Consider the following 13,810-nt stretch of genomic DNA (forward strand, 5'->3'; position numbering starts at 1 on the left):
ACCAGCGCACGCCGATGTGGTGCCCAGCATAGCCGCTGCGCCGTCGGTGAATCCATAGTGGCCTTATGACCACATTTTCTCAGCGTTGTGCGATCCAGCCTTGAGGATCGATCGGCTCGCCGTTGCGGCGTACCTCGAAGTACAGCGCGGCGCGGCCCTGGCCACCGCTGTTGCCCACGGCGCCTAGCTCGTCGCCGCGCGATACGGCACTGCCGACCTCGGCGCTGAAGTGCTGCAGGTGGGCGTGGAGGGTCATGACCTGGTCGCCGTGGTCGACGATCAGCAGGTTGCCGAAGCCGCGCATCCAGTCGGCGAACACCACCCGGCCGCTGTGCACCGCGGTGACCGGCGTGCCCTCGCTGGCCTGGATCAGCATGCCGTTGCGGCTGATGCCGTCGCCGCGGCCGAAGCTCGAGGCCACCGAGCCCTGTACCGGCCAAGGCAGGTCGCCCTGGGTCTCGGCGATGGCGGTGGAGGGCGGCGGCTCGGAGAGGCGCGCCATCTCCTCGCGCACCTGCTGTAGCACCCGCTCGGCGTCGTCGCGGTCGCGGTCGAGGCCGTCGAGGCGCTCCTGCTCGCTGCTGTAGCGTGCGTCCAGCGATGCCACCAGCGCCTCGCGCTCCTGCATCTGCGTGGCCAGGTCGGCGCTGCGCGCGGCCAGTTCGTCGCCGAGGGTTGCCAGTTCGCTGTCGCGCTCATCGAGCGCTGCCTGGTTATCGGCCAGGTGCTCATCGAGGACGGCGATGGCGTCGAGGCGCTCGTTGCGGGCACGGCTCAGGTGATTGAGGTAGGTCTGCAGGCGGTCGAGACGTGCCGGGTCGTCCTGGTTGAGCAGCAGCTTGAGCTGCGGGGTATGGCCCAGCCGATAGAGCGCCTCGAGCTGGGTGGCCAGCGCCTCCAGCTGGGCGTCGCGCTCGGCCTCGAGCACGCCGCGCTGGCGCTCGAGTTCGTCGATCTCGTCGGCCACCTCGCGGCGCTCGGCCTGCAGCGCATCCAGGCGGCGGTGGGTATCGGCCAGTGCGGTTTCCACCTCACGCAGCTCGCGGTCGGCGTCATCGCGGTCCTCGCGGGTCGACTCGAGGCGCCGCGACACCGCCTGGATCTCGCTGCCGATGGCGTCGAGCCGCTCCTGGGCGCGGCGTTCCCGGCCCTCGCCGGCGTGTGCCGCAAGCGACAGGCCCAGCAGCAGCCCGGCGGCGATTGCCACCAGGCCACAGCGCAGGCTGCGTCCTGCCTCAGGCCTCATGCAGGGGCGATCAGCACGCGTCCGCTCATCTCCTCGGGGGCTGCCTGGTCCATCATCGCCAGCAGCGTCGGGGCCAGGTCGCACAGGCTACCGTCGTCCTGCAGGGTGACCTGGCGCTCGCCGACGTAGACCAGCGGCACCTCGAAGGTGGTGTGGGCGGTATGCGGGTTGCCGGTCTCGGGGTCGACCATCTGCTCGGCGTTGCCGTGGTCGGCGGTGACCAGGCAGGCGCCGCCGGCGCGCTGGATCGCCTCGACCACGCGTCCCAGGCAGATGTCGACCGTTTCTATGGCCTTGACCGCGGCGTCGAAGTCGCCGGTGTGGCCGACCATGTCGCCGTTGGCGTAGTTGCAGATGATCAGGTCATGGGCGCCGGATTCGATGGCCGCCACCAGCTTGTCGGTCAGCTCATAGGCGCTCATCTCGGGCTTTTCGTCGTAGGTCTTCACGTCCCGCGGCGAGGGCACCAGGATACGGGTCTCGCCGGGGTACTCGGCTTCCTGCCCGCCGGAGAAGAAGAAGGTCACGTGGGGGTACTTCTCGGTCTCGGCAATGCGCAGCTGGGTCAGGCCGCGCTCGGCCACCACCTCGCCTAGGGTGTTGGTCAGCGCCACGGGCGGGAAGGCTGCCGGCGCCGGAATGTCGGCGGCATACTGGGTGAGCATCACCAGGCCGTCGCCGGCGAGCCGCGGGCGTGTGTGGCGGGTGAAACCGTCGAAGCCGTCCTCGACGAAGGCGCGGGTCAGCTCGCGGGCGCGGTCGGCGCGGAAGTTCATGAAGATCGCTGCGTCGCCGTCCTCGATGACCACCGCGGCATTGTCAGGGCGCACGCTGGTGGCGCTGACGAACTCGTCGGTCTCGTTGCGCTGGTAGGCCTCGCGCAGTGCGACCTCGGCACTTACCGCGTCGAATTCGCCGACACCTTCGGTGATCAGTCGATAGGCCTTCTCGACGCGGTCCCAGCGGTTGTCGCGGTCCATGGCGTAGTAGCGGCCGATCAGCGAGGCGATGAAGCCGTTATCGGCCCCGACCAGCTCGGAGAGCCGCTCGTTGACTCGCTCGATGGAGGCCAGGGCGCTCTTGGGCGGCATGTCGCGGCCGTCGAGGAAGGCGTGCAGGTAGATACGCTGGGCGCCGCGGCGTGCGGCCAGCTCGGCCATGGCGATGATGTGGTCCTCATGGCTGTGCACGCCGCCCGGCGACAGCAGGCCGAGCAGGTGCACCGCGCGCTGTGCCTCCACTGCGTCGTCGATGGGCCGGGTCAGGGCGGCGTTGTGGTCGAGGTCGCCGTCCTCGATGGCCTTGGTGATGCGGGTGAAGTCCTGGTAGACGATGCGTCCGGCGCCGAGGTTCATATGGCCGACCTCGGAGTTGCCCATCTGGCCGTCGGGCAGGCCGACATAGTTGCCGTCGGTGTGGATCAGGCTACTGGGGCAGTCGCGCTGCAGGCGGTCCATCACCGGGGTGTCGGCGGCGGCTACGGCGTTGGCCTCTAGGGCCTCGTTGTGGCCGTAGCCATCGAGGATGATCAGCGCCACGGGGCGCGGGGTGGCATCAGACATGCAATTGGCCTCATTGATAAGCGTCGTGCCCGGGGCGTCCCGGGGTCGCGACTCACGGCTCCATGAGGCATCATATCGCACAGCCGCGCCGGGCGTCAGCCTGGTGGCAGGGCGATATGATGCCGCTAAGCGAAGGACGCCGGGGACAGGCCGAAGAGGAGGTTTGCGCCATGGATGGCGCAAGGTAGCGCCCAGGGATGGGTTCACAGCGCCTCCTCGTAGGCCTGTCGACGGATCAGTTCCGAGCGTTTCTGCCTTATCTGCGATAGCCCCGAGCCTGGCGGCCGGCGCGCAGACGCGATCACGCAGCTTGTGTATACTGGGCGCCGCTCGGCGCAACCGTTACCCAACAAGAGTTATCCGGACCCATGATCGACCAGCTCTTCGAATTCGTGCAGAACCACCCGCTGCTGGTGGGGGCGTTCCTGTTGGTGCTGACCGCCTGGATCGCCTATGAGGTGAGAGGCAGCAGCAAGAGCGGTGTCTCGGCCAGCGAGGCGACCCAGCTGATCAACCGCGAAGACGCCGTGGTGGTCGATATTCGCGAGGCCAACGACTTCAAGGTTGGCCATATCGCCGGGGCGCGCAATATTCCCCAGAGCAAGCTCGACAACCGCATCAGCGAGTTGGAAAAGTCGAAGGACAAGCCGATCATCGTGGTCTGCAAGCACGGCCAGTCATCCGGTGCCGCCCAGGCCAAACTGGAGAAGGCCGGCTTCGAGCGCGCCTTCAAGCTCAAGGGTGGCATGACCCAGTGGCAGGCCGACGGCATGCCGGTGGTCAAGAAGTAACCAGCGCTACTCACTTATCACACGCAACAGACGTCAAGGACCCTTCTCATGGCGGAAGACAACAATCAGCCTGCGGCCAGCAACGCCCAAGGTGGCGCTGCCGGCGACCAGGAAAAGCCCCAACTGAAATTCTCGCTGCAGCGCATCTACGTCAAGGACATCTCCTTCGAGTCGCCCAACGCGCCGGCGGTGTTCCAGCAGCCGTTCAAGCCCAAGGTCGGCCTCGATCTCAACACCTCGAGCAGCCAGATCAGCGAAGATCTCTTCGAGGTAGTGGTCAAGGTCACCGCCGAGGTCAAGCACAGCGAGACCGGCAACACCTCGTTCCTGGCCGAGATCGAGCAGGCCGGCCTGTTCCGTATCGCCGGCATCGAGGGGCAGCAGCTCGAGCACACCCTGGGCGCCTTCTGCCCCAACGTGCTGTTCCCCTATGCCCGCGAGTGCATCGACAACCTGGTCAACCGCGGTGGCTTCCCGCCGCTGATGCTGGCGCCGGTCAACTTCGAGGCGATCTACGCCCAGAAGAAGAAGCGCGAGGCCCAGCAGGCCAGCGAAACCACGCAGTAAGGGCCCGTGCACCTGCTCGTGACTCGCGGAGCGGCTCGTTGAGCGGGCCGCGCATCCACGTCGCCGCCGACTTCACCGTTGGCGGCGACGTCGTTCTGCCCGAGGGGCCGGCGCGCCACGTCGGCAGGGTGCTGCGCATGCGCCCCGGCGAGCGCCTGGCGCTGTTCGACGGACGCGGCCAGGAAGCCGATGCGGTACTGGTCGAAGCCGAGCGCAAGCGGGTAGTGGCGCGAGTCGAGGCCATCGCCCCCGGGCGCGGTGAATCGCCACTGGCGGTGCATCTGGGCCAGGCGATCTCCAAGGGCGACCGCATGGACTACGCCATCCAGAAGGCCGTCGAGCTGGGCGTGGCCGCGATTACGCCGCTCTACACCGAGCACGGCGACGTGCGCCTCAAGGGCGAGCGCGAGGCCAAGAAGATCGCCCACTGGCAGGCGGTGGCGGCCAGCGCCTGCGAGCAGTGCGGCCGCGCCACGCTGCCGCCGGTGCATCCGCCGCAGCCGCTCGGCGACTGGCTGGCGGCCCGCGACGAAACGCTGCGCCTGGTGCTGCACCCGGCCACCGACGGCACCTTTGCCGAGTCCCGCGGCGTGACCCGCGCGGCGCTGCTGATCGGCCCCGAAGGCGGCCTGTCAACGGCCGAGGTCGACGCCGCCCGACGGGCCGACTTTTCTCCCCTCACCCTCGGCCCGCGTATCCTGCGCACCGAGACCGCCCCGGTGGTGGCGCTCTCGCTGCTGCAGTATCGGTTCGGGGATCTAGCCTGAGCTAGGCCTGTTAGTTGGAAGCAAGTTTGTCTTTGGTGGTTCGGTAGACGCTATCGAGGTGGGCGAGCATGGCGCGCTCGGCGGCGTCAGGGTCTTGGCGGCGCAAGGCGTCGACGATGTGCGCGTGCTCCCGGTAGCTGCGCTCGATCGCCCCCTCTTCCACCATCACCTGGCGACGAATGTTGAGGCCGTAATCGTACAGCTCCCCGGCGTAACGCAGCAGCAGGGCGTTATTCGCGTACTCGGAGATCAGCTTGTGGAAGCTCTGGTCCGAGAGCTGGAAGTACACCGGTGAGTTGAACAACTTGCTCTGGGCATCGAGCATTCGCTCCAGCTTTTGAATCCCCTCGGCGTCGATCCTGATCGCCGCTCGCCGGGCGATAGCGGCCTCGACCACGATGCGGCTCTCGAATACGCAGTCCACGTCGTAGTGTTCGAGCTGGCTTGTCTTGGCTGCTCCCTCGCGTGTTTCCTCGAATCGCGATAGTGCTCGCTCGTCAGCACTGATGCGGGTCTTGCTGCCATGAGAGACGCTGATCAGCCCATAGGCCGTCAGCTGGGCAAGGGCGCCGCGCACGGTTTCCCTGCTCACCTCGAAGAGCTGTGCGAGCTCGCGCTCGCTGGGCAGCACATCGCCTTGCCGCAGCAGCCCTGTCAGCATCATATCGACCAGCTTCTCGGCCAGGATGTCCTTCTTAGTCTTGTTCTTGAGCGCCTTCTCGAAGGCGAAAGCGGGATTGTCCATTAATTTGTCTCCTGCCAACTGGTCTATATGTTAGACCAAAGTGCCTCCCTTACGCTACCAACCTGACACGACTAGACAAAAGTCTATATTCAAATGTACAAACTTGACGGCTGTCTATGCGGGATCTAAATTGCTTATCAACTGGTCTGGTAAGCCAACCAGCAGACCAGAGGAAAGCCGTGATGCATTCCTTGACCTATAAGAGATGTTGAGCTAACCCTTTATGGTATGGCTGTATGACAGCTATGCAGTCAGCCTACAGGCAGGCGCCGTTACGCCTGACATGGACACGACTAGTGTATGACAACAACAAATGGAGCTCGCCCATGAAGACATTTGCTCGAAACAAGATCAGTAAAGCCATCGCATTCGGCATAGGTGCAGCAGCTCTCGGGGCCTTACAGGCCCAGGCAATGGCTGCGAATGAGCGCATCGTGATGGCGGTCGACCCACCTGCCAGTGAAACGAATCTGTACTGGGGTACAACTGTAGATGTTTCCCTATTTCCCATGTTACTGCCGCTGGTGGGTAACCATCATGAGACGGGGGAGTATGACAATAGTGGTCTCGCTCGCGAATGGGAGGCGAACGATGATTTCACCACCTGGACTTTTCATCTCCATGAGGGTGCCGAATGGCATTTTGATTGGGGAGACGTGACAGCCGAGGATGTCGCACATAGTTATGAGCTGCATACTTCTCCGGACTCGGTGCAGACAGGGGTCTCACTATTGCGAGGCGCTGACATAGAAGTGGTTGATGACTACACTATAAAATTCCACTTCGACGCCCCCCGGCCTGGCTTCCTGTTTGCGCTCGCTCTCCGTGGTTCCATGATCATCTATAGCAAGGCGCAATACGATGAAGAAGGCCTCGACGGCTATAGAGAGCGTCCTGCCGGCACTGGACCTTTCCGCTTCGTAGAGCGCCGCGACGGCGATCGGCTGGTAATGGAGCGTGTCGACAACCACTGGCAGGGCCAAGATGCTCTAGTTGAGGAGTTAGAGTTCCGGTGGGCTGCAGAACCATCTACAAAACTAGCTCTACTTCAGTCCGGTGAAGCTCAGATCGCCGATCTACCTCGCGAGCTGCAGCCCGAGGCCGAGGCAACGGGTAAGCAAGTTATCGGCTCTCTCAACCCAGCGGTACAAGTCACGCTGATGTTCAACGGACTGTACATGCAGTCCGGGGATGAGGCCTATAACCCTGACCTGCCGTGGGCAGATGTGAAAGTCCGCGAAGCCATGAATCGCGCGCTGGACAGAGATCAGCTCATTGAAATTCTTTACAACGGACGCGCTGATCATCTGGTTCGTTATGGTATGCATGAGCCTCATGAGGGCTTTGTTCCTGAACTCGTGGAGCGCTTCGACGATGACTATGGCTACGACCCTGAGCGTGCTCGGGAGCTGCTAGAAGAAGCGGGCTATCCGGATGCCTTCGAGGATCCTGTTATCCCAATCACCGTTAGCGTGGTCTCTGGTAATCCGGAATTCCCAATATTAGCCGAATTAGCACAAGTCTTCTTCGAGGAGGTTGGTCTGCAAACGGAGTTGCGCGAAGTAGATTGGTCGTCCATCGCGTCAGCTGGTCGTGGGCGGCAAGCCTACTTTATCAACCCCATCCGCAACGCGCCCATCCGGCCTAGCGATGTGGCCTTGAGCAATACCTTCACCCCGGGTGGCTCTCCATATCACGGCTACGAGGATGATCATATTCAGGAGTTAATTGATCAGATCGAAAGCACATTCGATGCCGAAGCTCGAGAATCCCTGATTCAAGAGGCTTTTATTTATACCTACGAGCAGTATACCGATATGCCTATTGCGGCTCTCGATGTCGAGATGACAATCGACCCAAGTTCCGTATCAGAGTGGCGATATCCGGGGGTGACTACCGCCGGCATGAGCCACTGGCATCTGATTACCCCCGCTGACTGACAACTGAGACGGGAGGATGCAGATGGGGCCGACGTGAGTCGGCGACGTCTGCACTCCTTCCTCGGTGAAAATGATCCCCCATGAGAGGGGAACTTGCGGAATCAAGCGGGTATAATGATGAAAAAGTTTATTGCCATACGTTTCTTGCAATCGATTTTTGCACTTTGGGCGATCAGCCTAATAGTGTTCATGCTGACTCGCCTAACCGGGAGTCCCATCGACTCCTTACTACCAGATGATGCATCCCAGGAGCAAATCCTGGCGGTGATGCAGCACTGGAACTTGGACAAGCCACTCCATCACCAATATTTCTCCTTCCTCTTTAATGCTGTTCAGGGGGATTTCGGCGAGGCTTTGAGTCGCCGAGGCTATTCCGCCATGGAGGTGGTGATGGCCAGGCTGCCTGCCACATTGGAGCTTTCCGGTGTCGCGATACTGATGAGTATCGTGATCGCCATACCGCTGGGCGTGCTCTCTGCGGTCAAGAAGGGCACGGCCGCCGACAGCATGGCCAATGTGGTGGCACTGTTTGGCCAGTCGCTTCCCCAGTTCTGGCTGGGCATCATCCTGATCTGGTTCTTTGCCGTTACCTTGGGCTGGTTGCCTACCTCGGGAAGGGGAGGACCGCAGCATATCATCCTGCCGGCACTGGCCATGGCGCTGTTCCAGATCGCCGCCCTGACCCGATTGACTCGTTCGGGGATGCTGGAGGTGCTCGACTCCGAATACATCAAACTGGCCCGGGTGAAGGGCGTGCCTGAGTGGAAGGTGATCTGGAAACACGCGTTCCGCAATGCCGTGATCATCCCGCTGACCTACTTCGGCATCCTGCTGGGTTCGATCCTCACGGGATCGATCGTCATCGAGACTGTCTTCGCGTGGCCAGGTATCGGCTATCTGGCGATGGATGCCATTAGGGGGCGAGACTTCCCGCTGGTCCAGGCAGTGGTGATCTTCTTTGCCATGGTGTTCATCGCGGCCAACTTTGTGGTCGATATCCTCTATGCCTATATCGACCCACGGATTCGCTACAAGTGACGGCGGCAATGGCATAGCCCAATCCCTCGGTATTCCACAATAATTTCTAGGTGTGACAGTCATGGCCATTACCAGAGATTCTCAATCTCCCTTCGGCAAGGGCAGGCGCGAGACCCCATGGAAACGCTTGTCCCGCTATCCTTTGATACCCATCGGGGTACTGTTGATAGTGCTGGTCATACCGGCACTCTTCGCCAGCTATATTGCACCCCATGACCCCTACCAGAGCTATCTGACTAATCGTCTCGCACCACCGGTCTGGGCGGGAGGCTCTTGGGAGTTCATTCTGGGTACCGATCGACTCGGGCGCTGTGTCTTGAGCCGTACTCTGCACGGTGCCTGGTATGCACTCTCCGTCTCAATGGTCGGTATCTTCTTAGGAACCGTCATCGGCACGATTCTCGGCTTAATCGCCGGCTTCAAGCGCGGGTGGGCAGATATCGTCATTATGCGGCTGGTGGATGTCTCCCTGGCTCTGCCCAGTGTCCTGCTGGCCCTGGCACTGGCGACCATCTGGGGGCCCAGCTTTCAGTCGGTGCTGCTGGTAGTGGCCTTCGTGCTCTGGTCTTATTTCGCTCGTCAGATCCGCGGCGAGGTGTTGTCCCTGCGGGAGCGCGACTTTGTGGCCCGCTCTCGGGTCTCGGGGGCATCCGATTCGCGGATTCTGGCGCGTCACATCTTTCCCAATGTGGTCAATACCATCGTCGTCATGGCGACCCTGCAGATCGGGGTAGTCATCGTCCTCGAAGCCACGCTCAGCTTCCTGGGAATTGGAATACCGCGTCCCACCCCGGCCTGGGGGCTGCTGGTCGCCGATGGTCGCCAACTCGTGGTGAGTGCCTGGTGGATATCCTTCTTTCCGGGACTGGCCATTCTGCTGACCGTGCTGTCCGTGAATCTGCTGGGCGACTGGCTGCGCGACCGATTGGACCCGAAGCTCATATAAGGGGGCGATATGACGATTATGGCTCATGAGAAGCGCACTCAGGAGGACATCGCTCAGGATAACGTCCTGTCGGTCGAGAACCTGCATACTCAGCTGGAAACTAAGAACGGCATTGTTCATGCGGTAGATGGCGTGAGCTTCGAGTTGCGCCGGGGGGAAATACTCGGCGTGGTCGGCGAGTCGGGTAGCGGCAAATCCATGACCGCCTTGTCGTTGCTGCGCCTGCTGCCGCGCCCAGCCGGACGCATTGTGGAGGGCCGGGTCACCCTGGAGGGTGAGGAGCTGCTGGACAAGAGCGAACGGGAGATGCGCAAGATACGCGGCAAGCAGATCTCCATGATCCTCCAGGATCCACAGACCTCGCTGAATCCTGTTTTCACCGTCGGCAGCCAGTTGCGCGAAGCCCTGAGGGTCCATACTCGCGATACCCGCAAGAACTTCATGAGCAAGGCGGTCGAGGGGCTGAGGCGAGTGGGGGTAGCGGCACCGGAGAGCCGTGTCGATGATTACCCCCATCAGATGAGTGGGGGCATGAAGCAGCGGGTCGTGGGCGCCATCGCGCTATCCTGTAATCCCAAGGTGATCATCGCCGATGAGCCCACCACCTCGCTGGACGTCACCATCCAGGCGCAATATCTGCGGTTGTTGCAGGACATCCGCGAGAAGCAGGATGTTTCCATAATCTTCATCACCCATGACCTGGGCATCGTGTCCAAGATGTGTGATCGGCTGTTGGTGATGTACGCCGGACGTGTCGTCGAGTCGGGCAATGTCCGCGACATCTTTAATCATCCCAGCCACCCCTATACCCAGGCCCTGCTGAAATCCGTTCCCTCCATGCGTCACAAGGCCGAGAGACTCTACTCGATAGACGGTCAGCCGCCCCCCCTGTGGAACATGCCCGAGGGCTGTCGCTTTGCGGCGCGCTGTCCCCACGCCGATGAACGCTGCCGGAGAGAGTACCCCCCCGAATTCCAAGCCAGCAGTGACGTCGGTGCTCCCCACTCTGCAAACTGCTGGAAACTAGAGGCCGAAGATGAGTGATACCCAAGCGCTTCTCGACGTTCAAGACTTGACCAAGCACTACGAGGTCGTAAGCGGCAGCTTCTTCAAAAGGAAGCAGAGTATCGTGAAGGCCGTGGAGAAGGTGAGTTTCAGCCTGGCGCCGGGTGAAACCATGGCACTGGTCGGCGAGTCGGGGTGTGGCAAGACCACGACCACTAAGATGCTGCTGCGACTGGAGCAGCCCACCGGCGGGGTGGTGCGCTTCGAGGGCAAGGATGTCCAGAGTCTCGACCGCCTTGGCCTGCGCCATTACCGCAATTCGGTACAGGCTGTCTTTCAGGACCCTTGGTCCTCCCTGAATCCGCGAATGCGGGTCTACGACATCATCGCTGAGGCACTGTACATCAACCAGAAGCACTTGACCCGCGACGATATCGATAAGCGCATCGCGAAGGTGATGGAGGATGTCGGGTTGCGTGCCGAGCAGGCGCGAAACTTCCCCCACGAATTCTCGGGCGGCCAGCGGCAAAGGGTTGCGGTGGCAGCCGCCCTGGTGTCGGACCCCAAGCTGATCGTCCTTGATGAGCCGGTGTCGGCCCTGGATGTCTCGGTGCGGGCGCAGATCATGAACCTGTTTAAGGATCTGCAGAAGGAATATGGCATGAGCTATGTATTGGTCGCCCACGACCTGGGCACCACGCGCTTCATGGCTGACAAGATTGCGGTGATGTACCTGGGGAAAATCGTCGAGATTGCTGACACCGAGGAAATCTTCAATAACCCTAGCCACCCCTACACCAAGGCCCTGTTCTCCGCTGCCCTGCCGGCGCATCCCGATGAGCAGACCGAGGAGATTATCCTGCATGGCGAAGTGCCCTCTCCCCTGGACCCGCCCTCCGGGTGTGCCTTCCATCCGCGCTGCCCGGAGAAGATCGGCAAGGTCTGCGAAGAGGAGGCACCCGAGCTCATCGAGGATCCAGCGACCTTGCATCGCACCGCCTGCCATCTGTGCACGCGGGAGGCGAAGGACGCGGGCGCGGCGGCGTCGGTATTTCACAGGCAGGGCGAGGCAGAGCCACCGAAACCCGCGGTGGGATCCTCGTGATGTCTTCGAGTCGCTTCACGCCGAACAACGAACACCAAGGAGAACAATCCATGAGCCAGCATTACGACGTTCACGAGATGACCCGCTTCAGCACCGAGCTGCTCGCCGCTGCCGGACTCGATGACGACAAGGCGAGGGTAGTGGCTGAGATCCTCGTCGGAGGCGACCTGATGGGGCACACCACCCACGGCCTCCAACTGTTGGCCCCTTATCTTGGGGAGATCCAGTCCGGGCGGATGCCAGTGACCGGGGGACCGGAAGTGATCTCTCAGCGTGCCGCCGTGGAGACATGGGATGGCTGCTATCTGCCGGGCCCCTGGTTAATCATCAGGGCGCTTGAGTCGGCCGAGGCGATGGCGAAGACCTGCGGTACCGGAACCGTGGTGATTCGCCGCTCCAATCACATCGCCTGTCTGGCCGCCTACCTCAAGTGGGCCACCGACCGCGACTTAGTGGTGGTGATCGAGTCCTCCGATCCGGCGACAAAATCAGTGGCGCCCTATGGTGGTTTGGAAGCGACACATACCCCCAACCCCATTGCCGTGGGCTATCCCACAAGCTCAGGGCCAGTGCTACTGGATGTCAGCACCTCCATCACCACCAATGGCATGGTCGGGCGGCTTAACAAGCAGAACAAGCAGCTGCCCCATCCTTGGCTCAAGGATCATCAAGGACATGCGACCGTCGATCCCGGCGTCCTGTTCAACGACCCCAAGGGCAGCATCATGCCTATTGGCGGCCTTGATCATGGGCACAAGGGCTATGCGTTAGGACTGATGGTGGAGGCACTGACTTCGGGCCTGGGGGGCTTCGGTCGCGTTCAGGCCCCGGACCAGTGGGGCGCCTCGGTGATGGTCCAGGTGCTGGATCCGGATGCCTTCGGCGGTCTGGAGGCTTTCAAACGCGAGACAGGGGCGCTGGTAGATGCATGCCGCTCCAACCCCGTGGCCGACGGCGATCCCGCGGTGAGGATCCCAGGGGAGCGGGGCCTTGCGCTCCACGAGACCTATCTCCAGGAGGGGGTCCCCCTGCCGGAAGGCGTTCCGGAGGCGCTTGGTGAATGGGCCGAACGACTGGGGGTAGCTTTCCCTCGGGCGCTGTGAAAAGGCTTGGGAAGCACGGCAGTGAAGCTAGGCCGCACGCGAATAACGATTCAGGGGCAAGTATGAACAAAACAGCACGTATAGGATTCATTGGCCTGGGCCTGATGGGCAGGGAGATGGCCGGGCACATAGTACGCAAAGGCTATCCGCTGGCTGTAATGGCCCATCGCAACCGGGCCCCGTTGGAGTCGCTTTGTCGTGAAGGCGCGGTGGAGGTTGCCACCCCCGCGGAGATGGCGAGGCAAAGCGATATCGTCTTTATCTGCGTTCCGACATCTGAGCAAGTCGGCGACATCGTTGCTGGTGAGCAGGGACTACTGGCCGGAGAGCAAGATGGGCTGATTATCGTTGATTGCTCGACGGTACATCCCGAGTCTACAGAGCGTCTCGCCAAAATCGCATCGCGCCATAGTGCGATTTTGGTTGATGCGCCCTTGGCCAGGACACCCAGGGAGGCTCGAGAGGGGCGCTTGAATGTCATGGTGGGCGGTGAAGAGCTTACGGTGGCTCGCATCAGGCCAGTGATCGAATGCTTCGCTGAGAATATTTTTCATGTTGGCAAGCTCGGCTCGGCACACAAACTGAAACTGATTAACAACTTCCTTTCACTGGGGTCAGCCGCCTTAGTAGCTGAGGCCGCTACCATGGCGGCACGCATGGAAGTCGATCAGCATAAATTGCTGGAGATTTGCTCTCAGGGAGGAGCGAATAGCGCCATGCTGGCGCCGATCATGGAGTGGGTCCTGGAGGGGGAGTGCACCCGGCTGCAGTTCAGTATTGGTAATGCTGAGAAGGATATGCGCTATCTTGCCGAGACTCTAGTCACCTATCAAGCGAAGTCCAGCATGCTCCCTGCTCTGTGCGAGTACCTGAATCTTGCCAGAGGCGACTTAGGACCCGATGCTTTCGTTCCCCAGTCCTATGATGCAACTGCACGCCGCAACGGCATTGATTTGCCACGGCCTCCACAACCATGAATAACTCACAGGCAGGCT

At 61.8% G+C, this 13,810-nt stretch carries 13 protein-coding genes; 10 read left to right on the forward strand and 3 right to left on the reverse strand.

Going from position 1 to position 13,810, the window contains the following annotated elements; genetic code table 11:
* Nucleotides 1–79: 79 nt before the first annotated feature.
* Nucleotides 80–1,246: a peptidase M23 gene (locus BWR19_00175; protein APX91496.1), complete on the reverse strand. Its 1,167-nt coding sequence runs from the start codon at nucleotides 1,244–1,246 to the stop codon at nucleotides 80–82.
* Nucleotides 1,243–2,808 carry a phosphoglycerate mutase (2,3-diphosphoglycerate-independent) gene (locus BWR19_00180; protein ID APX91497.1) on the reverse strand — a complete coding sequence of 522 codons (1,566 nt, stop codon included), beginning with the start codon at nucleotides 2,806–2,808 and terminating at the stop codon, nucleotides 1,243–1,245. Before BWR19_00180 ends, BWR19_00175 begins: the two co-directional genes overlap by 4 nt.
* Before the next feature lie 368 nt (nucleotides 2,809–3,176).
* Here BWR19_00180 and BWR19_00185 point away from each other — a divergent pair, with 368 nt between their 5' ends.
* From BWR19_00185 to BWR19_00195, 3 genes are read left to right on the forward strand one after another with little or no spacing between them, the layout of a single operon-like run.
* Nucleotides 3,177–3,599 (forward strand): sulfurtransferase, encoded by a 423-nt coding sequence (locus BWR19_00185; protein ID APX91498.1) that lies wholly within the window; start codon nucleotides 3,177–3,179, stop codon nucleotides 3,597–3,599.
* A gap of 48 nt (nucleotides 3,600–3,647) precedes the next feature.
* Nucleotides 3,648–4,166, forward strand: coding sequence for a protein-export chaperone SecB (locus BWR19_00190; GenBank protein ID APX91499.1), 519 nt, complete (start codon nucleotides 3,648–3,650; stop codon nucleotides 4,164–4,166).
* Nucleotides 4,167–4,204: 38 nt separating this feature from the next.
* Entirely contained in the window at nucleotides 4,205–4,933 is a 729-nt protein-coding gene (locus BWR19_00195) for a 16S rRNA (uracil(1498)-N(3))-methyltransferase (GenBank protein ID APX91500.1), read from the forward strand.
* A gap of 10 nt (nucleotides 4,934–4,943) precedes the next feature.
* On the opposite strand, the gene BWR19_00200 is transcribed toward BWR19_00195, so the two are convergent.
* Entirely contained in the window at nucleotides 4,944–5,678 is a 735-nt protein-coding gene (locus tag BWR19_00200; GenBank protein APX91501.1) for a GntR family transcriptional regulator, read from the reverse strand.
* 326 nt (nucleotides 5,679–6,004) lie between these two features.
* On the opposite strand from BWR19_00200, the gene BWR19_00205 reads away from it, so the two are divergent.
* The 7 genes from BWR19_00205 to BWR19_00235 all read left to right on the forward strand — a co-directional run bounded on the left by BWR19_00205 (nucleotide 6,005) and on the right by BWR19_00235 (nucleotide 13,792).
* Nucleotides 6,005–7,618 carry a hypothetical protein gene (locus BWR19_00205; GenBank protein APX91502.1) on the forward strand — a complete coding sequence of 538 codons (1,614 nt, stop codon included), beginning with the start codon at nucleotides 6,005–6,007 and terminating at the stop codon, nucleotides 7,616–7,618.
* Nucleotides 7,619–7,735: 117 nt separating this feature from the next.
* Nucleotides 7,736–8,656 (forward strand): ABC transporter permease, encoded by a 921-nt coding sequence (locus tag BWR19_00210; protein ID APX94832.1) that lies wholly within the window; start codon nucleotides 7,736–7,738, stop codon nucleotides 8,654–8,656.
* Between the two features lie 142 nt (nucleotides 8,657–8,798).
* Entirely contained in the window at nucleotides 8,799–9,602 is an 804-nt protein-coding gene (locus tag BWR19_00215) for a peptide ABC transporter permease (protein APX94833.1), read from the forward strand.
* Between the two features lie 18 nt (nucleotides 9,603–9,620).
* Nucleotides 9,621–10,646: a dipeptide/oligopeptide/nickel ABC transporter ATP-binding protein gene (locus BWR19_00220; GenBank protein APX94834.1), complete on the forward strand. Its 1,026-nt coding sequence runs from the start codon at nucleotides 9,621–9,623 to the stop codon at nucleotides 10,644–10,646.
* Complete coding sequence (locus BWR19_00225; protein ID APX91503.1) at nucleotides 10,639–11,712, forward strand: peptide ABC transporter substrate-binding protein; 1,074 nt, start codon at nucleotides 10,639–10,641, stop codon at nucleotides 11,710–11,712. Before BWR19_00220 ends, BWR19_00225 begins: the two co-directional genes overlap by 8 nt.
* 50 nt (nucleotides 11,713–11,762) lie before the next feature.
* Nucleotides 11,763–12,815: a lactate dehydrogenase gene (locus BWR19_00230; GenBank protein ID APX91504.1), complete on the forward strand. Its 1,053-nt coding sequence runs from the start codon at nucleotides 11,763–11,765 to the stop codon at nucleotides 12,813–12,815.
* A gap of 62 nt (nucleotides 12,816–12,877) precedes the next feature.
* On the forward strand, nucleotides 12,878–13,792 hold the full coding sequence (locus tag BWR19_00235) for a hydroxyacid dehydrogenase (protein APX91505.1): 915 nt from the start codon (nucleotides 12,878–12,880) through the stop codon (nucleotides 13,790–13,792).
* The last annotated feature ends 18 nt before the right edge of the window (nucleotides 13,793–13,810 follow it).

Origin of the sequence: Halomonas sp. 1513 (genome assembly GCA_001971685.1) — a bacterium.
GTDB lineage: Bacteria > Pseudomonadota > Gammaproteobacteria > Pseudomonadales > Halomonadaceae > Franzmannia.